We start from the raw sequence: 19,692 nt of genomic DNA on the forward strand, positions 1-19,692 counted from the left end.
TGCATTATTTTTCCCTGCTCGCTGCATTCTTATTCCATTTGAATGGCTTCTGACATTTTACTCTCCTACTGCTCTTTCTCCTCTTTTGTCTCGCCCTGCGCCTTATAAGCCGTCCGGCGTCTCAAAAGCTCCTGCCTGTTATACGTCAGATGCATCACCATTGCACACCGCGCCCCGGTGGAATCATGATTTGCGATGGCTTCCGTGATGGCCCGGTGGGTCGTGATCGTCTCTGTCCGCAGTGAGCGCCTCGTCAAGTTTACAAAGGTATTGATTCCCGAATTGATGATCGGGATCAGGGACTCCATGACCTGATTCTTGCTGCACCGGGCGATCCAGGTGTGGAACTCGATGTCCTTCGGCATATGATCCTTGTCCGCCAGATATAGTTCCTCCGTCTCCTTACACAGCCTCTTTAAGGTCGCGATATCCTCGTCCGTCGCGTAAACTGCCGCCTTAGCGGCAATCTCCGGCTCTAAGATCAGACGGACGTCAAAGAGATCCAGCGCCAGCTTAAACCTGTCATGGAGCTTTGCATTAAGCCTTAACGGATCGTCCTCCGCAGGCGTCAGACTGCTGACATACGTTCCCGCGCCTCTCCGCACCTGCAGAACTCCTTTCGTCACCAGACCTTTCACCGCCTCGCGGATCGTGCTTCGTCCCACCTCAAACATCTCCGCAAGTTCAAACTCGTTCGGAAGCCGATCTCCCACCTCCAACGGTTTCTCTTTTATATACTCTAAGATCCGGTCCTCGATCTGGCTGCCCAGAAGTTTCCGGTCATCTTTTTTCTTCGTCTCCATAGTTTCCCCCATGTTCTGTTACAAGTTGTCTGATGTCTTCATTATACGGAAGATCGCATATGCTGGCAAGCTGATTTTTCCAAATGACCGCAAATACTAAAAAATCCCGCACACAGTCCGGATATTATCCGGAATCTGTATGCGGGATCAAAATCATCAGATGAAATGCGCTTTACAGCTCATCCTTCACATATCCGGCCACATTATAGGCATGGTCGGAGATACGTTCCAGATTGCTCAGGATATCTAAGAACACAACGCCGGCAGACGGGTTGCACTCGTTCTTGGAAAGACGCTCGATGTGCTTGTCGCGCATCTCCTCCTCGAGAGTATCCACACGGTCTTCCAGCTTGCTGACCTGACGGATATCCTCCATTCCGCCATCCTGACGGGCAGCGACTGCATGGTCCACAGCTCCGATGGCCGCGCTTGAAATCTCTTTGAGATCCTCGATCCCGGTCTCTGAGAAAGCGAGTCCATGTTCCTTCAGGTACTGTGCCGCCTCCGCGAGGTTTTCCGCATGGTCGCCCACACGTTCTAAATCGCTGATGCTGTAGAAGAGGTTGCTGACCTGAACCTTCTGCTTCTCGTTTAAGGACAGGTTGTTGACCTTAATGAGATATTCGGTAAGCTTCTTATTTAAAATATCGATCTCTGTCTCGTTCTTAAAAACCTCATCCAGACATTCATATTTGTTTTCCACAAGGACGCTTGTTGCAAGCTTTAAGTTTGCAAGGGCCATCTTACCCATATGAACGACTTCCATCACACCGACTTCAAGAGCAAAGGTCGGGGATTTGAAGATACGTTCGTCGAGAACCGGAAGCTCGTCCTCCTTTGTCTCCTTCTGCTCCTCTTCCTGACCTGTCTCGCGGACGATCAGACCGGAAAACGCAACGAGCTGTTTCGCGAACGGGAATAAGAGCAGGGTGTTCGTCACGTTAAAGAATGTATGGAACACCGAGATCTGGAAAGAATTGATACTGCTCTGGGCAATATCCGGGCGCATCATGGAAATGATATACATACCGATTCCAAATACGACCGCACCGAAGCTGTTGAAGGTCAGATGGATCACGGACGCGCGCTTTGCGTTTCGGCTTGTGCCTGCACTGGATAAAAGGGCAGTCAGACATGATCCGATATTCTGTCCAAGAGTAATATAAATCGCGGCATTTGTGGATACCACTCCGCTCATCGCCAGAGTCTGTAAGATACCAACAGAGGCGGTGGAGCTCTGGATGATCGCAGTTACAAGGGCACCGACAAGAATACCGAGGATCGGGTTCCTTCCAAGTACCGCAAACGCCTTCGCAAAGATCGGGGCATCCGTGTACGGTGCTACAGAACCTGACATGAAGGTCAGGCCCACAAACAGGAGGCCGACACCGATACAGATCTCACCTGCCAGACTCTCCTTTTTCTTCTTGGAAAACATCAAAAAGGCGGCGCCGATGGCAACTACGAGCGGCGCGAAAAACGACGGCTGCAGGATCTTCATCGCATCCCCCAGAGAGTTTAAGGAAACCATCCATGCGGTGATCGTTGTACCGATGTTTGCGCCCATGATGACTCCGACCGCCTGGGTCAGATTCAAAATTCCGGCGTTTACGAAACCAACGACCATGACGGTTGTGGCTCCGCTGCTGTGCAGGATCGCGGTGATCAGAGCGCCGAGACCGACTGCCAGAAGTCTGTTGTCCGTCACCATTCTCAGGAACTTGTTCAGCTTACTTCCCGCTGACTTCTGCATGCCGTCACCCATGATGCTCATACCGTAAAGGAACATGCCCAGACCACCGAGGAAACTGAAGATACTTTCCAGATATCCGATATTCATAATGCCTTCTCCATTCTCTTTTGTCGCTGCCTGTTGTCTTAACACGGCGGCGTGGCAAAAGCGCAGTTTCGATCCGATTCTGCAAAATTTGCCTTCGTGTTCCATCATATCATAGAGCACACGCTTTTTTCAATTATAAATATAATATTTGTAAATTTTAGGTAAAGAATACAAAATGAATTTCGAATTTTTAGTGAATGTCCCGTTACTTCTTCAGAATCTTTATCGCTTTCTTTACATCCTTATGGAAGTCCTCCCATTTCTCCGGATAATCCACAAAATATTTCGGGCAGATCTTTCCCGTCACGTCGTAGTGGCGGATCACATCATCCGGCTTCAGATCAAATTCCACACAGAGGTACGCGCATAAGTTTACAAGCGTCTGATATGTACTGTCATAAAATTTTCCGGTCTCATCCGGGTGGCAGCACTCGATGGAGATCGTGTCGCTGTTGCGGTTGTTGGATGCGTAGGCCACCTCATTTAATGGAACGCACTGGACGACCTCACCTTCCAGACCGATCACAAAATGGCTGCTGACAGAGGTGGTCTTCGAACCCGTCTGGTCCTTTAATCCCTCAAAATAATTCCGGTTTTCCAGAGCGGTGCTGCAGGGATTTGCGACATAGTGTACCACGATGCCGTTTACTTTCTCAAGTGGGATCTGCGGCCGTGAGTACTCATTCGGGGTCAGTAAATTCACATTCACATACTCCGGAACCGCCACATCCGCCGGATTTACCTGTTTCCTCCCCGTAAGCTTCTTTGTCACGAGCACAGCCGTGACGATCACGGCGATCACGATCACGGCGGCCAGTCCGCCTACGATCATGCGGCGGGTCCGCTCCTGCTTTCTTCGTCTTCTCCGGTTTTCCTCCCGCCGGATCCTTCGCTCTTCGATCTCATCTCTGTATGGCATTGTTCTTTCCTTTCTTCTATATATAGAATTGTGATGTCTATTCCGCAGGTCTATGCACTTACTGGGCTGACCGTAAGAAAACCTATGCCGGAAGTCAAAAATCCCATCGGCACAGCCGATTTGGAATGGATTTTTGCGCGTAACCGCGAGGACACTGAACAGTTACATTATAAAAGCGTAAAAATATTCTTCTCAAATTCAATCAGCCCGTCTTTTTTCATCCTGGAGAGCTCCGCAGACAATGCGCTCCTGTCCACCGCGAGATAATCCGCGAGCTGCTGGCGGTTAAAGGGGATTCCGAAGGTCTTTTTCTTCTGTTTTTCAGACTCAAAGGATAGGTACGCCATCACCTTTTCCCGGATGGACCTCTGTCCCATGTGGTCGATCTTCCGCGTCAGCATGAGATTTTTCTTTGCCATAATATAAAGAAGGTTGTGGATCAGGCGGTTGTGGTGGGAGCATGCCGGGGTGCAGACGTTTAGGATCTTTCCGATGTCCAGAAACAGGATCCGGCACTTCTCCGCCGCCTCCACATTTACCATCAGAGACTCGCCAGGCATACAGGCATAGGCCTCTCCGAAGAGCTCGCCGCTCCCAGCATGTCCAAGGACCTGCCTGTTTCCCCAGAAATCGTCCCGGGAGATATCGACACTTCCGGAGAGGATGAATCCCATGGAGCGGATCGCAGTTCCTGCAAGAAAGACCGCGTCGCCTTTTTCGTATTTCTTTTCGACTGCGGAGAGACATTTCAAGATGCTCTCCTTTTCTTCCGGGTGGATTCCGGCGAAAAGCGGGGAATCCGGAATTTCTTCTTTGTGGATCATAGTTTTCCTTTCTTTCACCTAACACGGGCGGCCATTTGCACTTTCCTGTTTCCTTCTTCCATCACGTGCGGTCTACCTTTTTTCAGTTCTGAATGTACCACATTGCGGATTTTTCGTTGGAAATACAACATACTTTTTGTCATCATTGTAGTATATTGACGATACAAAAGTCAATACATGACACTTACAAAATCTGCCACGATCCGCTTTTTCCGGATACATGGCAGCAAATACACCGCAATAGAAATTGCTGAGACAATATTTACACATTTTGAAAGGGGAACTTAAATTGAAAAGAACGATCGTAAAAATTGATGAAGAAAAATGCAACGGCTGCGGAGCATGCGCAGCAGCCTGTCAGGAAGGCGCAATCGCGATGATCGACGGAAAGGCGAAGCTGATCCGCGACGATTACTGTGACGGCCTTGGAAACTGTCTTCCGGCCTGTCCGGCGGACGCCATCAGCTTTGAGGAGCGCGAGGCTGCCGCTTATGACCATGAGGCGGTTCTGGCACACATGGCGGCAAGAAAAGCTGCTTCCCTCATGCCGACAGAGGCACCGTCCCCGAAGCCGGAATTTACAGGATGCCCGGGAAGCATGAGCCGCACGATCACACATGCCTCCGCGCCTGCATCTAACAACGCAGCGATTCCGGGACACACTGCACCTGTCTCCATGGAGAGCCGACTCTCCCAATGGCCGGTTCAGATCAAGCTCGTCCCGGTCCGCGCCCCGTACTTTGACGGTGCAAAGCTTCTCGTTTCCGCGGATTGTACTGCTTACGCATACGGAAACTTCCACAACGATTTCATTGACGGACATGTGACACTGATCGGATGTCCGAAGCTGGATTCCGTGGACTATTCCGAGAAGCTCACAGAGATCATCCGCAATAATGATATCCAGAGCGTGACCGTTGTCCGCATGGAGGTTCCGTGCTGCGGTGGGATCGAGTCGGCCGTGAAGAACGCGCTGATGGCCAGCGGAAAGTTTATTCCGTGGCAGGTGTACACGATCAGCACCGATGGACGGATCTTAAAATAAGATCCCGCCCCTGCCAGTTCTTTTTGGAAATCCCATCAGCATAGCCGATCTGGAAGGGATTTTTGCCTGTAACTATGAAGCTACCGAATAGACATTTTTATATTTAAGAAGGGAACTTATATGTCTCTATCAACTACTATAAACATCTCCGGCCGCACTCCGGAGCAGGACGCTGTCATCTGCGCCCTCATCGGGCTCGCCCGCGCCGCGGAGGCAAAGGAGCTTCCGGCCGGAACCGCGCCGGTCCTTTTCGCGGCCCTCTCAGCCGTGACACCAGGGGATCCGCTCTCCACCTCTGCCGCCAGAGACCTTGTGGAGCAGATCCATAAGCAGAAATCCATTGTCTCCCCAGACTGCGCCGCTTGCCCATCCCCCTGCGGAAGGACTGCGGACTTTCTTCCGAAGGACTTAAACTGCACCGACAACGGCCTCTTCGAGGACCGGAACCGGCTGCTCGCAGAACTCAGCCAGCACGCGAAAGAGGAATGGAAGCGCATTCTCGCGGAGCAGGAAGATCCGGAGATCACACGACTCTTTATGGACTGCGTGTTCATGGCGGGATATGCATATGAAAAGGAGCTGTTTGCGCCGTATTTTGAAAAATTGGCGGCACTGAATGACTGAATGCAGGAGTCAAAGTCCTGTGCCAGGTCTCCCACGGATCATCCCGGGAACAGGCTCCGGCAGGCAGGCTTCAAACCTGTCTATCTCAGTCGGAGACCTGACTCCCATTGAGACAGATTTGTGATTACTCACCACCTGTTATGAAGTGACTTTTGTCAAGAGTTAATTTTTAGAAATTCTTCTTAACTCCAGTCACATTTTTTCTGACAGCATTAGAAAAGAGTTCTATTTTAACAGTCCCCGGCAGTTGGCCACTCTAAAAAAGTGGGAATCTTCTCGAATGAGAAAAAAATTGATACAGGGAGCCTATGTTCGCCCTCTGTATCAATCTTTTGCATTGATTTTTTATGCATTTTTTATACAATCATAGAATCATCAGATAAACCACTCTGCCTCAGCCCGTCTCTGGTAATTCTGTTTTAGCATTTCCACATGAGATAAAAATGCCTCGTCATCAAAATACTTTGCGCCTGCCGGACATGCCTTGATGCAGGCATGGCACTTGATGCAGATTCCGGTGCAGGTATCCGGCGCGTCCTTCGGGATGGATCCCATCGGACAGACTGTCGCACAGATTCCGCACTTCGTGCATTTTTCCGGGTCTGTCTTCGGTTTCGCCTTTAAGAACACTGCAGGTTTTCCATCCGTTCCAAGCGGTGTATAGTAGGCAGTCACCGGATCATCGCCGCGGACCTCGATCTTTGCCGGGATCTCCGTCATATCAGCAACTTTCTTCGCGACCTTCTCACCAAATTCCGCGATCTTCGCGAGATCATCCGCATCCGGACGTCCTGTCGCAAGCTTATTGCTGAACACATGCTCTGTCGGGATTCCAGCAGCTGCGATCGTATGGAAGCCGTGAAGCTCCAGCTCGTTGCGAAGCTCGATCAGACCGTTGTCAAAGTTTCTGTTTCCGAATACCGATACCGGTACTGCAAATGCGCCATTTCCCTCAAAAGCGCTCTGCACATACGGTAGCATCTTATTCGGAATTCTTCCCGCGTAGACCGGTGTGCTGAAAAATACAAGATCCTCACTTTCAAAGCTCGTAACACCTTCCCGGTTCTCCGGAAGTGTAAAATCAAATGTCTCCATCGGCACAGAAAGAACTTCCGCCGCCTTTTTCGCCATCGTTGTGATTACTTTTTTCGTGTTTCCTGTGGGGCTGAAATATACCGCCCATACTTTTGTGATCTTCATAATACCTCACCTTTTCCCTTGATATATGATTCTTTATTAGCAGATAAAATCTGCTTTATGAATTTCTTCCCATCAGTATAGCATATTGCAATGCAAAAAGAAACCTCCTTCCCACAAAAACAGAAGCCCCTGGAATTTTACTTCCGGAGACTTTTCCATTTTCTGTTTCGTGAAATTTACAGTTCCGGTGCCTCATCGAGTACGAACTCTACGCTGGCATCTTTCTTGATTTCTACGGTGTCTTCAGCTTCCTCGATTTCGGTGGAATCTTCTGCTTCTGTGTCCTCAATGAGTTTATCAATTTTTAATATTTTTTAATACCCAACTACATTGCCATCCCCACTCCTACATGCTAATATAATCCCAAGCAAGGTTTCTAACGAATTCTATGATCTATTTTCTATTCTGGCCATTACGGCATCTGAAGACTCTTTGCTGAAATCACCCAAACAACTGGCAGGGAGTCGGGGATGTCTCGTATCAATTCCTCTCCTGCCCAATTTTCCAGGAAAGGAAGGTAACTGAATGGAAAATCAAGTGATCCATGCTCTCATCTCCACTGAAGAGTATAGGGAATCGCCCGATTTTATGAATGTCAATCTCAGCGATTTCGCCCTGTTTCTCGCGGTAATGAAGCACAAGGAGGCGCAGGAATGCGTACTCAGTATTATCCTGGATGAACCAGATCTCAGGCTTACACAGGTAAGGGTTGAGGACGTTATTCTCAACAAAAACGGAAGACGCGGAATCCGGCTCGACGCCTGGGCATTGGCGGAAGATTCCAGGCAATTTGCTACAGAGATGCAGAATGATGCGTCTGAGGACGATCTCAGGAAGCGCTCCCGGTATTATCAGGGACTTCTTGATACACCGGCGCTAAAGGCAGGAAAACACACAAAATACCGCCACTTGCCATCAACGATCGTGATATTCATCACCCAAACTGATCTCTTCGGAATGGATCGCGCAATGTACACATTCACAGAGCGCTGTCACCAGATTCCGGGGATGGAACTGGGGGATGAGACAATGAAGATATTTTTGAATATGAGCAGTAAGAACGAACGGGATGAACTCGTGAGTCTTCTTCAATATATGAAAAACTCTACGCTCTCCAATCCCGAGATTATTATCCTTGATGACAGGATCCGCAGGCTGGACGCAATTGTTACTGAAGTAAAGCAGAGTGAAGAATGGGAGGATGCACATATGAGTATTTTATCTACTGGTATTGACATCGGACGTAAGGTAGGCCATGAAGAGGGCCTTGAAGAAGGGCGCAAAGAAGGGCGCAAAGAAGGGCGCCTTGAGGGAATCCATGCGATCATAAATGTTCTAAAAGAACACAATCTTACCGATTCCGAAATCATTCAGCAGCTATGTAAATCTTTTCGCTTAGATACAGGCACTGCAGAAAAAATGTTTCATGATTTCTCACATCATGATTAATCTCTGATATTTCAGTTTAATCTTATGTCAAATATGGACTGAATAAACGCCCGGCTCCATACACTGATTGCATAAAGCCGGGCGTTTGATATTGTCTTAATTTTATATGTTTTTGAAATATTCTCTACGGTTTACAACTTTTACAAGCTTCATATCCCTCATCAATCAGCTTCTCCCGCTCCCCCGTATACTTTTTTCGGTTCTCAGACTTGATATTCTTCACAGAATCGCAGTCCGTGCGGTGGAATTTCATGGTCTTCGTGTTGAGGATATAGGTTCCGCTCTCTTTTCCAGAGGTTCCTGCATCGTTTTTTCCGGTACCTCCAGATGCCCCTGATGAATTGTTTCCAGTAGACGATGTACCTGACGTTTTTCCGGTACCTGACGTACTTCCACTTTGACTGCCTCCTGTACTTCCGCTCTTCGCCAATTCACTCTTTCCCGTCGCATAGTCGATCGTGACTCCCGGCTGAACATTGTAGACGTAAACACAGAACAGGACTCCGTCGCCTTCGTCCTCCACCGATTCCGCTTCCATCAGAACGCCGGATGCTACGAGATTGTCTCCCTCAAAAACCGGTGTCACGCGGTACATCACATGGTTTCCGGTTTCTTTTACATAGTCGGCTGTCAGGTTCTCAAACGGCAGCATTCCCTGAACATTAAGGTATCTCGTACCCGTGATCAGATTCTTTTCGTTCGCGTTCTCCGCAGTCAGCTGGTATCCGATCAGATGGCATCGGTTATACAGATATTTTCCATCCACAAAATCATATTTCGCATTGATCCACCCTGTTGGCTTTACCTCTCCGATGGAACCCCGCTTTTCCGTCGGCATCGTATCGGTACTGACGGAGGCATAAGCCACACCGCAGCGGCCTAATGAATCCAAATCACTGTAGCGTTCAAAGGAGACATCCGTCAGGTCGTCCTCCGTAAAATACGGAACATTTCCATTGACCGCCACATAGGGGGAGTCCGTATACTCCGGAATATCGGAGAGACGGAATTCCCCGGTTGCCGACGGGTTTCCTGTCATCCCCGATGACGTTTTATTTCCCTGTCCGCCGCTATTCCCAGCTCCGGAGTTCTCTGCCGCCTCAGCAAGACTTCCAAGGATATTTCCCGCCGCATGAGCAACATCTGCCGCCACACTGGCATTAGCGGCCGCATCTCCCCCACAGGCCGTTACCGTCAAAGAGACCGCCGCGATCACGCAAAGCAGCCATTTTCTTAAATGATTCATATTCTGTCATTCCCCTCTGTTGCCATATTTTCTATCGCAGTCCGCCTTTCCGCCAAATGCTCCGTACATACTCCCCCCTGTCCCAATCTCCAATCTCCCGCTATATTTTCTGAAATATCGGAATTGGAACTGTCTCCAGCGTCATTCTGCCTATCATACATTCATATTTTAACGGGTATACCGCTCTCTCGTAATTTTCTCGTGGGAAGATCCCGCAAATTCTTTCGTCTCCACGCACTTCCACACGCTGAGGTCCACCGGAAAATACACATCCGCCGGATAATCCCTGTTCCAGTGGTAGAGATAGATTTCCTCGATCCGCTCCGCACAGCCGGAGACGTCCGCATTCTCCACAAAGCAGAACTCCCCGTCCCCCGCAGCATCGAGAAACGTCTCATCCACCAGGATTTTCTCCGCATCACTCTCCGCAAACTGTTTTCTGCTGTAGGCATTCATCCAAAGTTTTTTTCCATCCGTAAGTTCCAGAATATCTGCCCGCAGGACTCGATCCTGGCTCTGGCGGCGATGGTTGAACATCATTCCATTATGGTCATCCACGCATACGATCAGTATCATTTGATCCCCTCTTTCCGTTTCTTTTCCATATAGGTATTATACACTATGTTTCCGTTTATGTAAACATATGTTCGGCATCTCTTTCCTGAAAATCTTACCGTTCAGCTCTAGTTAGTTAAAAGTTAAATCTGCAGTAACTGTTCAGTAGGTCTGCGCACTTGCTGCGCTGACCGTAAGAAAACATAGGCTGGAGGGCAAAAATCCCATCAGCGAAGCTGATCTGGAATGGATTTTTGCGTGTAACTATGAAGGTACTGAATAGTTACAATCTGCGTTAAAAATCCCTGAAAGCCCTTCGCTGGTCTGGATAATGTTGTGGCTGTGCGGTAACTTTTTTTCATTTTTCCCATGGAAAATCTTGACATCTGTCCCCTGCGGTGCGATAATAATGAGGTCAAAAAAATATCGTTATGGGCTTGTAGCGCAGTTGGGAGCGCACCACATTCGCATTGTGGGGGTCGTCGGTTCGAATCCGATCAGGTCCACTGAAAAAACACCATTTCCATTGAGAGATGGTGTTTTTTATATGGAAAGAGTCCCCCCCGTAGTTTTCAACATCCTCGCATTCATCTGCGTTAATCTACATCTTCGCGCAAATGCACATCTTCGTCATGTAATTTTTTTGATTACCAGGAAGTTCCGGTATAACCTCCCATTAATTCCAAAAACCGCCGCCAGGTATTTTCCCCAGCAGCGGCATTCCATTCATTCTGTCTTGAACTTACGAGCCCGGATCACTGTCCAAAATAACTGTTCACACCGACAACAAGTCCATCCGCCAGTTTTCCTAACGTCGCATCATCATGAGCAGATTTCCCATCCCCAAGCTCAATATCAATACTCGGAATCGTAGAATACGACGTCTGGGTCAGATCCATCTCCATGGATCCCGACGAGAAGATCTTCACACCGTTCTGCTTCAATCCTCCCACCAGAGCGCTTCCGAGCTTATTGTGGGACTCCCAGTTGGACGCCACCGGCTCCATGGCACGATAGGCGGCATTATTCGGCACACTCATATAAAATGCGCCCTTGTCCGTCTTCGTGGAATCCCAGTGCAGGGCGATATGGCAGTCTGCCTTGTTGTTCGCCATGACGGTTCTCGCCACATTGTCGAGCTGCACATCACTTCCATCGCGGATCATCAGCACATCATATCCCGCCGCCAGAAGCTTATTCCGGAAGATCTGCGCCATACGGAGCGTCACGGTACTCTCCGCCGTTCCATCCGCGAACGTCATTCCGCCGGATACCGCCACCGCCTTTGTCGCGCCTGCGCCCGTCGTTCCGCCTGTCACCTTCGCCGTCTGATCCGGATGACAGAATGTCTTTACCTTCGATCCACCGGATGTTCCATGTCCGGCATTTACGGCAACTACCTTGTTTTTGCGGTTTGCGGTCCCATTGTGATAGAATACCGCACAGCCGCTGTTGATCGCGGACATCCCCGCATATTTCCAGTTAGATTCCATTCCTACCTGATAAGCTTTATCCACATACGCCTTTAAGGAGTCCGGCACTGTCACAGTTCCATCGGCAGCGGCTGTGGATGTTCCGCCCACGGTTGCCGCCCCCGTTTTCGCAGTGCTGCTCTGCGGCTTGCTGGTCGTCAGATAGCGGCTTGCCACATAGACGGTCATTTTCGCCCCGCCGATCTGCACCTCGCTCCACTCCCCATTGTTTTTCACTCTGGAAAGCTCTGTCCCGCGGGGCAGGCTTCCGAGAACCGCCCCGGATGCAGTGGACGGCTGATTCCTGTAATTTAATTTCGACGCGTTCACATAAACCGTATCCGCAAACGCCGTCATCGGTACCGCTGCGGCGAACAGGATACCGAGTCCCGCACAGAGACCTGCCGCATGTCTTTTAATACTCTTCTTTTTCTCCATATTTTTTCCTTCCCATGCATTCCGGACCTGATCCACCCGGAAAAATTTTAATATGTCCCGGCTTCCCAGTCTGAGGAATTCATTTCTTCAAGCCTTACTTTCCTTATCAAGACAGCCCGGCATCTCTACCAGGCTGTCCGAAATCTTCCAATTTTCAATTAATCGCCAAGTACATTCACGATCTTCGCCGGAGTACGATAGTTCCAGGTGGAGATCTTGATACCGGATCTCGCGTTGGACGCATGGCACACCTGACCATTACCGATGTAAAGTGCCACATGGTTGATTCCGCCGCTGCCTGAGTAGAATACGAGGTCACCCGGACGCATCTGGCTCGAGGTGATCGACTTTCCGCTTCCAGACTGCGCGCCGGAGTTATGCGGCAGGGATACACCGAATTTTGCCATGACAGACATCGTAAATCCGGAGCAGTCCGTTCCGTTTGTCAGGCTCGTTCCGCCGTAGACATATCTGTTTCCGACGAACTGAACTGCGTAGTTTGCGATCTGGGCACGTTTGGAGGAAACACTTCCGGACTTCGATCCGGCAGCCCCGTCGTTTGCGCTGTTCTTCTTACCGGAATTATTCTTTGAACTGTTCTTTGAACTGTTCTTAGAATCATTCTTCGAAGAGGTATCTGCAACCTCAACCACCGGCGTATACTTGATCGCCTCTTCCAGACCGTACTTAACGTCAACATAATCGCTGGACAGGTATGCGTCCTGATCATCGATCTCGATCTTTACCCAGCCATCCTGCTGATCCGCTACAAGGAATCGCTCGCTGTTGGAGATCTGTGTGTAGATCGAAGAATTCGTGTTCGGCTCTGTGCGGACATTGACGCCGTCCGTGTTGGAGATCGCCATCAGCTTTGCAACCTGAAGCGCTTTGTCCTTCGCCTGCTGTCCTGTCAGGATATACTCAGATTTTACATAACCGGTAATGTTTCCGGAACGGATCTTGTACCAGCCCGACGTGGAGGTGTCCAGGATATCACAGCCTGCGTTGCTCGGCAGCTTCGCGATGATCTTGCCCTTCTTCTCATCCGGATTGTCGCGGACATTCAGGTAATTGGACACATTGGATACACCGAGATTATCATAAAGGCTTAAGACCGTCTGTCTCATATCCTGCTTGATCGCCTCATCCAGAGCGTATTTTACGGTGACATAATCCGCAGAAATATATCCGGAAGAAATCTGGATCCAGCCGTCCTGCTGCCCCCTGATGTCATATCTTTCGTTTTTAAATACCTGCTCCACAACATTCGCATCCGCCTTCGGCTCTGACCGGACATTTAACTTATCCGCATCGATCACGGCACGCTCAGCCACATTTTCCGCAGCCAGTTTTTTCGCCTCATCCCCGGTATAGACATACTGGGAGCTTACATAACCGGTCACACCGCCAGATGAGATCTTATACCAGCCATCTGTGGAGGTATCCAGAATCTCGCAGGCACCGCCCTTCGGCAGCTTTCCTATGACCTCACCGAAGCTCTCCGGGGTCTTTCTGACGTTCAGATAGCCTGAGACCTCCGCAATCCCAAGATTTGCATAGCTGTCCACAATACTCTGGACCGTCTTTTCATATTCCTTAGACGCAATCTCCTCGGCAGAAAGCGTGGTCTCCAGAACAATATTTCTCTCCCCGGTGCTCTCAGATGCAGCCTCTGTTGTCTCTAAGGAAGCCGCTGCGGTCTCAACCTTCATCCCTCTGGAAAAAGTGTCCCTGTGATTTCCGATCACAGTTCCTGCAACCGCAACCACCGCGACCACTGCAACAGCCGCTCCTCCTGCCGCGAGGATCTTCATATACGGCATCGCCGCCTTTTTCTTTTTGATCTCACGCAGTCTTAAGATATTTTCACGCTGACTTGCCTGATGCTCTTTTTTCGGGCGCACGGGCTGCAGTTTTTCCCTTCGGTTTCCGGAACGTCTTCCCGCAGAACGGGATCTCTGTCCCTCTGTCTCCGATTCAGCGCTGTCGGCTTCTGCAGCCTTTGACTCCGGTTCTGTGCTGTCGGCTTCTGCGGCCTCTGGCTCTGTGTTGTCGGCTTCTGCGGCCTTTGACTCCAGCTCCGTGCTGTCAGCCTCTGCGGCCTTTGACTCCGGCTCTGTGATGGCGGCCTCTGCGGCTTCGACCTCCGGTTCTGTGCTGTCGGCTTCTGCGGCCTTTGACTCCGGTTCTGTGCTGGCGGCTTCTGCGGCTTCGACCTCCGGTTCTTTCCCGGATTTCTCCGCCGGGATCTCCGGGATCACCGGCTCCATCTGATCCGGAACGTCTTTCTTAGTTTCTTCTATCATTTCTCTGTCTGACATGTATGTTCTCCATCACCCCGTCCCATAGACGGTTATCGCATATTGTTACAATTTTTGCTCTACCCGTAATTGTAACAATCCCGGCAGAACCTGTCAAATTTTTTCCGCCGGGATTTATGATAAATTTCTGTCAAATTTCTTAAAAAAATTACATCTGCTGCCGGAATCCGGCTAAGACCCGGATCTTTTCCCGAAGCTTACGCCTCTTCACTCTTCTTTCCAAGCGTCTGGAAGTGTTCCATGCTGCCGTAAAGCTCCTTGATCCGAGCAAACTCCTCCTTGTCCAGAAAACTCAGCTTTCCTCTTCCGAATGCCTTCGCCGACTCGATCATAAACCGGGCTGCCTCATCCAGATCTTCCATATGGGTAGCTCCCGTTGCACATCCGGCAACGGTCGTCTCTGTCGTGATCGCAACGCCTACCACCGGGGCTTTTGTCGCCGTCGCAGGCTGCAGGATGCTGTTTAAATGGAAGATTCCATTTCCATAAGGCGTGATATCCTGCTGTGTCAGAGCAAATACATAAGGAAGTTTTCCTGTTGTCATCTGCATCACATCGAGAAGATCCTCGCTGACTCTCAAAATATACCCCTGACATACCGTCGGTGAGATTGCGAATCCACGGTGGTTGATGATCCTGTTTCCCTTTGTGGTATCCACAACCAGGACTGCGTCCAGATCGTCCGTCACTTCCTCCTTATTCACCTGCCAGGTCTCCACCGGGGAGTTCATAAACGGCACCGGTTCATGGGGAGCTGTCGGAGCGTCCGGGCAGACATGCGTAGATATGAATACATCGCCCTCAAGGAAATCGCCCTTTGCCTGCATTCTGAGAAGCTTTGCGGCAACCGCTAACGCTGTCAATGCACCGTCACCGTCAGAGACGAACCCGATCTGTTCCGGTCTTGCCCCCAGACCGCCGAGACGTCCGAGAATACCGATCGTTCCAGCGTTTCCGCCCTTTGATTTTCCGTTTTTTCCCGGAATCAGGATCCTCACCATGTCTGTATGGCCTTTTGGTCCTTCAAGCGGATACGTTTCCACCTGACACATGGGATCGATGGATCTAAAATACTCCACCACCTCGCTGCCGGACGCTGATGCGCTGTCTAACATGTCAAATAATTCGATCAACTCTTTGTACAACATAGGACATCTCCTTTTCCCGGTCTCTTATAAGACCGCTTGTTATTTTGAGGGATATTGTAACTGTTCAGTACCCTCACAGTTACGCGCAAAAATCCATTCCAAATCGGCTGTGCCGATAGGATTTTTGCCTTCTATTCTAAGTTTTCTTACGGTCAGCGCAGTAAATGCGCAGACCTACTGAACAGTTACGGAATATATTACTATTTGAAATATCCCTGCTCCTCATAATACCGTTTTGCCCCGTCATGAAGCGGAATCGGGATCTTAGAAGCCCGGAACTCCCTGTCATCCATCGCCCGCATAAACGGTTCTCCGGCTGTATACACCGGTCCGTTGACCTCCAATGCCCAGGCGATCTCATGAACAAGGTCTTCATCCATATCCGCAGACACGCAGACAAGGACTTTTTCGCAGAAGGTCCCGACCTCATCGTCCTGATTTTCATAAGTTCCTGCCGGAACTTTGATCTTACTGTACTCCGGATGGCCGTCTAAGATCTCATCCAGTTCTTCGTCCGTGTAGGACAAGAACCGGATCCCATCCTCCGCCGCCAGCTCCTGGTAAGCCGGGACAGGGGACTCCGTGAACGCATGGATCCCATCAGCCCACTGGTCCCGGACCCCGTCGGCTCCACCTTGGATCCCATAATACCAGATCTCCGTGTTCTCCTTGTCGATTCCAAGGACATCGAACACTTCTCCGGATACCTTTGCCGTCTCAGAACCTTCATTTCCCACGGCAAGCGGATGCCCCTTCAGTTCCTGTACCTTCGAAAGTCCCAGTTTCTTCGGGGATATCCATGTGGAGACGATCGGATAACATGCCGCTACTGCACGAAGTTTTTCCTTTTTTTCTCCCTCACAGGCACCGGTTCCCGTATACGCCTCGTAAGCTGCCCCAGCCGGAACGATCACGAGATCATATGTCCCGTCAAACAGATGCTCTATATTCATATAGGCGCCTTTTGACGGCCAGGTCTCCACGTAGACTCCGGGAACTGTGTTGCTGATGGTCGCCGCCACGGCTTTTCCAGCCCGGTCAGTCACGCTGTCCTCAGTGAAGGTCCCCATAATGAGTTTTCTCGTCTCCCCCATACCGGGATCCGGATTTGAGCATGCAGTCAATACACCGGAAGCGGCAGCTATAAGAATCAGGCTCCGTGCGTGTCTCCGATTCATGCGATATATCCGTCCACGCATACCGCTCCGTACGGGCGGATGCTCATACGGTATGCGCTTCCCTCTCCCATTGCCTTTTCAATATAAGCGATGTACTCGTCTGTCACGGAATTCGGCAGCATCGCCATAATAACGCCCGCAAATCCGCCGCCGTGAACACGGCATGCGCCGCAGCCTTTTTCCTTAATAAATAACTCTGTGAGTGCTAACGCGGAAGTGATCCCCTGCTCCTCAGATCCCGGAACATAGCAGTTCTGGAGCCATTTCCAGGAAGAATTTCCAGATTCAGTGATCAGGCTTAAGAATTCGTCAAAACGGTTCTCCTTTAATGCCTGAACCTGTTTTTCAACACGCTTGTTCTCCTCAAAGAAGTGAAGGGCACGTAAGAACGCGCGGTCACCCGCCTCTTTTCTCACTTTCGCCGCATTTTCGATCACTTCCTGTTCCGTGATCTCCGCGCAGACTTCCTTTCCAAACACGGCTGCCACCCTCTTCATCTCATTCGGGATGGAGGAATACTCAGCGCTTAAGTCCGCATGACCTTTTCCGGTCTGGACAATGATCAGGCTGTGATCCTGAGCACCGAAGTCATAGTCGATTTTCTCAATAACCGGTTCTAAAGGATTCTTGAAGTCGATGGTGATCATGCCGCCCACCGCGCATGCCATCTGGTCGAGAAGACCTGAACCTTTATTCCAGTATTTGTTCTCCGCGTATTTGCCGACATGGGCATATGTAACGACGTCCACTTTTCCGTCATTGAAGAACTCGTTGATCATGGAACAGATCAGCATTTCGTAGGAAGCGGAGGAGCTGACTCCGGCGGCGCTGATCACGTTGCTTGTAATGTAAGCGTCGAAACCGCCGATCTGATATCCCATCTCCTGAAATCCGGCCAGCATTCCCTTTGTCAGGTCGATGGTTCCGGCCATCTTGTCGCTCGGCTTTAAATTTTTGATATTGATCGTGAATTTCTGGCTGTATGTCTCACTGATAATGTGGATCTCATCGGTTCCGTTTGCCGCCGCGCAGGCAACACAGTCAAGGTTGATGCTTCCAGCCAGAACTTTTCCATTATTGTGGTCTGTGTGGTTTCCGCTGATCTCGGTACGTCCTGCGGAAGTAAAAAGACTCACCTGATCCCCCCCGAATGACTTTTCGAATCCCTCAAGAACATGCTCATAGCGCTTTTCATTCTCAGCGGCACCGTCCCCATACATTTCTGTAAAAAATCCGGTCGCTTTCGCGCTCTGTAATGCTTTCCTTGCAGCTTCTCTATCCATAACCCCAGTTCTCCTTTTCGATCCGCCTTGGCGGATATTTTTATTTTCTTCACAGCCGGCACCTTATGCGGAAGCTTTGCTGTGTTTTCCGGGTTACTGTACCCACAGTTACTGTACACGGGTAGGAATTTTCTGAACTGAAAATTCCGTACAATACAGTGGTGGTAGTGGATTTTGCCGATTCGGAATGCGAAGCATCGGCAAAATCAGTTACTGTTTGCGCAAGGCGTGAACAGTAACTACGCGCAAAGCAGGCGCAGTAACTTTTCCGGAAATCAGGTTGAAAAGAAACCTTTTATTATTATATAATACCTCGTATATGTGTTGCAAGGAAAACTTATTTTTTGAAAGGATCTGTTTTATGCTTCAGACAGACTGGAATGGCAAACCGTACCACTCTCTCGACTATGAATTAAAAAAGATATTTGGGAAAAAAGTCTATAAACTCGCTCTGGACGGCGGCATGACATGTCCAAACCGGGATGGCACACTGGGAAGAGGCGGCTGTATCTTTTGCAGTGCCGGCGGATCTGGTGATTTTGCAGAAAAGCAGGCCGGATCCCTTAGAGAGCAGGCTGACCTTGCGAAGGCCCGCGTCAGCCGGAAGATCTCAGGAGATGACGCTGCCTATATCGCGTATTTCCAGTCATACACAAACACTTATGCCCCACTCTCCTATCTGAAACAACTCTTTTCTGAGGCAATCTCTCTCCCGGAGATCTGCGCACTCTCCATCGGTACACGGCCTGACTGCCTCCCGGATGAAACCGTAGAGCTTCTTTCCCGGTTAAATAAAGAAAAACCAGTCTGGATAGAACTCGGTCTGCAGACGATCCATGAGGATACGGCAAAACTCATCCGCCGGGGATATGCGCTCCCCGTTTTTGAGGATGCCTACCGCAGGTTAAAGGCTGCCGGACTCACGGTGATCGTCCATGTGATCCTCGGACTTCCCGGAGAGTCGAGGGAACAGATGCTGGAAACCGTGAATTACCTTGGGAAGCTCCATGTGGATGGGATCAAGCTGCAGCTCCTTCATGTGTTAAAAGGGACAGATCTTGCCGATCTTTATGCATCCGGCGGGTTTCACACACTGGAACTGCCGGAATATCTGGAACTGATCGGTGACTGCTTAAAAATCCTCCCACAGGAAACTGTGATCCATCGGATCAGCGGCGACGGGCCAAAGTCGATCCTGATCGCACCGGAATGGAGCGGGAATAAAAGACTGGTTTTGAATTCCATTGCAAAATATTTAAAGGAACATCATATTTTTCAGGGGATGGACCTGTAACTGCTTTCTCATTTCGATAAAATGAATGTGCCTTGTCACATTCCTGCGCCTCG

The 19,692-nt window shown here is 49.9% G+C and carries 16 protein-coding genes and 1 tRNA gene; 5 read left to right on the forward strand and 12 right to left on the reverse strand.

All coding sequences use genetic code 11. The features are described 5' to 3' along the window. Positions 1–65: 65 nt before the first annotated feature. From DW677_RS00120 to DW677_RS00135, 4 genes are all read right to left on the reverse strand, one after another. On the reverse strand, positions 66–803 hold the full coding sequence (locus DW677_RS00120) for a FadR/GntR family transcriptional regulator (RefSeq protein WP_117503007.1): 738 nt from the start codon (positions 801–803) through the stop codon (positions 66–68). 172 nt (positions 804–975) lie between these two features. Then, positions 976–2,643: a Na/Pi cotransporter family protein gene (locus DW677_RS00125; protein ID WP_117566275.1), complete on the reverse strand. Its 1,668-nt coding sequence runs from the start codon at positions 2,641–2,643 to the stop codon at positions 976–978. Between the two features lie 205 nt (positions 2,644–2,848). Then, positions 2,849–3,562 (reverse strand): peptidoglycan recognition family protein, encoded by a 714-nt coding sequence (locus DW677_RS00130; protein WP_117470647.1) that lies wholly within the window; start codon positions 3,560–3,562, stop codon positions 2,849–2,851. 167 nt (positions 3,563–3,729) lie between these two features. After that, a complete protein-coding gene (locus DW677_RS00135) occupies positions 3,730–4,386 on the reverse strand; it encodes a Crp/Fnr family transcriptional regulator (protein WP_117470646.1) in 657 nt (218 codons plus the stop codon). A gap of 289 nt (positions 4,387–4,675) precedes the next feature. On the opposite strand from DW677_RS00135, the gene DW677_RS00140 reads away from it, so the two are divergent. Both DW677_RS00140 and DW677_RS00145 read left to right on the forward strand, forming a co-directional pair. Further along, positions 4,676–5,431 (forward strand): 4Fe-4S binding protein, encoded by a 756-nt coding sequence (locus DW677_RS00140; RefSeq protein WP_117566276.1) that lies wholly within the window; start codon positions 4,676–4,678, stop codon positions 5,429–5,431. A gap of 120 nt (positions 5,432–5,551) precedes the next feature. Then, entirely contained in the window at positions 5,552–6,055 is a 504-nt protein-coding gene (locus tag DW677_RS00145) for a hypothetical protein (protein ID WP_117566277.1), read from the forward strand. Positions 6,056–6,430: 375 nt separating this feature from the next. On the opposite strand, the gene DW677_RS00150 is transcribed toward DW677_RS00145, so the two are convergent. Then, entirely contained in the window at positions 6,431–7,255 is an 825-nt protein-coding gene (locus DW677_RS00150; RefSeq protein ID WP_015554939.1) for an EFR1 family ferrodoxin, read from the reverse strand. A 525-nt stretch (positions 7,256–7,780) separates the two neighbouring features. Here DW677_RS00150 and DW677_RS00155 point away from each other — a divergent pair. Next, complete coding sequence (locus DW677_RS00155) at positions 7,781–8,704, forward strand: Rpn family recombination-promoting nuclease/putative transposase (protein ID WP_117552058.1); 924 nt, start codon at positions 7,781–7,783, stop codon at positions 8,702–8,704. Positions 8,705–8,828: 124 nt separating this feature from the next. On the opposite strand, the gene DW677_RS00160 is transcribed toward DW677_RS00155, so the two are convergent. Both DW677_RS00160 and DW677_RS00165 read right to left on the reverse strand, forming a co-directional pair. Then, positions 8,829–9,950 (reverse strand): DNA/RNA non-specific endonuclease, encoded by a 1,122-nt coding sequence (locus DW677_RS00160; RefSeq protein WP_117566278.1) that lies wholly within the window; start codon positions 9,948–9,950, stop codon positions 8,829–8,831. 168 nt (positions 9,951–10,118) lie between these two features. Then, positions 10,119–10,526 (reverse strand): ribonuclease Z, encoded by a 408-nt coding sequence (locus DW677_RS00165; RefSeq protein WP_117566279.1) that lies wholly within the window; start codon positions 10,524–10,526, stop codon positions 10,119–10,121. Between the two features lie 412 nt (positions 10,527–10,938). On the opposite strand from DW677_RS00165, the gene DW677_RS00170 reads away from it, so the two are divergent. Next, positions 10,939–11,011, forward strand: a tRNA-Ala gene (locus DW677_RS00170). Positions 11,012–11,260: 249 nt separating this feature from the next. Here DW677_RS00170 and DW677_RS00175 read toward each other — a convergent pair. From DW677_RS00175 to DW677_RS00195, 5 genes are all read right to left on the reverse strand, one after another. After that, the gene (locus DW677_RS00175) at positions 11,261–12,415 is read right to left on the reverse strand and encodes an N-acetylmuramoyl-L-alanine amidase (protein WP_181968269.1); all 1,155 of its coding nucleotides are present in this window, start codon (positions 12,413–12,415) and stop codon (positions 11,261–11,263) included. 158 nt (positions 12,416–12,573) lie between these two features. After that, entirely contained in the window at positions 12,574–14,736 is a 2,163-nt protein-coding gene (locus DW677_RS00180; protein WP_242992079.1) for an SH3 domain-containing protein, read from the reverse strand. A 197-nt stretch (positions 14,737–14,933) separates the two neighbouring features. Next, positions 14,934–15,884, reverse strand: coding sequence for a DUF1177 domain-containing protein (locus tag DW677_RS00185; RefSeq protein WP_117470638.1), 951 nt, complete (start codon positions 15,882–15,884; stop codon positions 14,934–14,936). A 200-nt stretch (positions 15,885–16,084) separates the two neighbouring features. Further along, entirely contained in the window at positions 16,085–17,062 is a 978-nt protein-coding gene (locus tag DW677_RS00190; RefSeq protein WP_165860006.1) for a TAXI family TRAP transporter solute-binding subunit, read from the reverse strand. Beyond that, a complete protein-coding gene (locus DW677_RS00195; protein ID WP_117566281.1) occupies positions 17,059–18,345 on the reverse strand; it encodes a galactokinase family protein in 1,287 nt (428 codons plus the stop codon). The genes DW677_RS00190 and DW677_RS00195 overlap by 4 nt, the downstream gene beginning before the upstream one ends. 361 nt (positions 18,346–18,706) lie before the next feature. Here DW677_RS00195 and DW677_RS00200 point away from each other — a divergent pair, with 361 nt between their 5' ends. Next, positions 18,707–19,639: a TIGR01212 family radical SAM protein gene (locus tag DW677_RS00200; RefSeq protein ID WP_117566282.1), complete on the forward strand. Its 933-nt coding sequence runs from the start codon at positions 18,707–18,709 to the stop codon at positions 19,637–19,639. The last annotated feature ends 53 nt before the right edge of the window (positions 19,640–19,692 follow it).

It is taken from the genome of Clostridium sp. AM25-23AC (assembly GCF_003435125.1).
Lineage (GTDB): Bacteria > Bacillota > Clostridia > Lachnospirales > Lachnospiraceae > Pilosibacter > Pilosibacter fragilis.

Coding starts and splice junctions, on each gene's coding strand:
- DW677_RS00160 (WP_117566278.1), bottom strand. CDS start 9,950: ATGAATCATTTAAGAAAATGGCTGCTTTGCGTGATCGCGGCGGTCTCT.
- DW677_RS00185 (WP_117470638.1), bottom strand. CDS start 15,884: ATGTTGTACAAAGAGTTGATCGAATTATTTGACATGTTAGACAGCGCA.
- DW677_RS00145 (WP_117566277.1), top strand. CDS start 5,552: ATGTCTCTATCAACTACTATAAACATCTCCGGCCGCACTCCGGAGCAG.
- DW677_RS00195 (WP_117566281.1), bottom strand. CDS start 18,345: ATGGATAGAGAAGCTGCAAGGAAAGCATTACAGAGCGCGAAAGCGACC.
- DW677_RS00135 (WP_117470646.1), bottom strand. CDS start 4,386: ATGATCCACAAAGAAGAAATTCCGGATTCCCCGCTTTTCGCCGGAATC.
- DW677_RS00150 (WP_015554939.1), bottom strand. CDS start 7,255: ATGAAGATCACAAAAGTATGGGCGGTATATTTCAGCCCCACAGGAAAC.
- DW677_RS00130 (WP_117470647.1), bottom strand. CDS start 3,562: ATGCCATACAGAGATGAGATCGAAGAGCGAAGGATCCGGCGGGAGGAA.
- DW677_RS00190 (WP_165860006.1), bottom strand. CDS start 17,062: ATGAATCGGAGACACGCACGGAGCCTGATTCTTATAGCTGCCGCTTCC.
- DW677_RS00180 (WP_242992079.1), bottom strand. CDS start 14,736: ATGTCAGACAGAGAAATGATAGAAGAAACTAAGAAAGACGTTCCGGAT.
- DW677_RS00175 (WP_181968269.1), bottom strand. CDS start 12,415: ATGGAGAAAAAGAAGAGTATTAAAAGACATGCGGCAGGTCTCTGTGCG.
- DW677_RS00125 (WP_117566275.1), bottom strand. CDS start 2,643: ATGAATATCGGATATCTGGAAAGTATCTTCAGTTTCCTCGGTGGTCTG.
- DW677_RS00200 (WP_117566282.1), top strand. CDS start 18,707: ATGCTTCAGACAGACTGGAATGGCAAACCGTACCACTCTCTCGACTAT.
- DW677_RS00155 (WP_117552058.1), top strand. CDS start 7,781: ATGGAAAATCAAGTGATCCATGCTCTCATCTCCACTGAAGAGTATAGG.
- DW677_RS00120 (WP_117503007.1), bottom strand. CDS start 803: ATGGAGACGAAGAAAAAAGATGACCGGAAACTTCTGGGCAGCCAGATC.
- DW677_RS00165 (WP_117566279.1), bottom strand. CDS start 10,526: ATGATACTGATCGTATGCGTGGATGACCATAATGGAATGATGTTCAAC.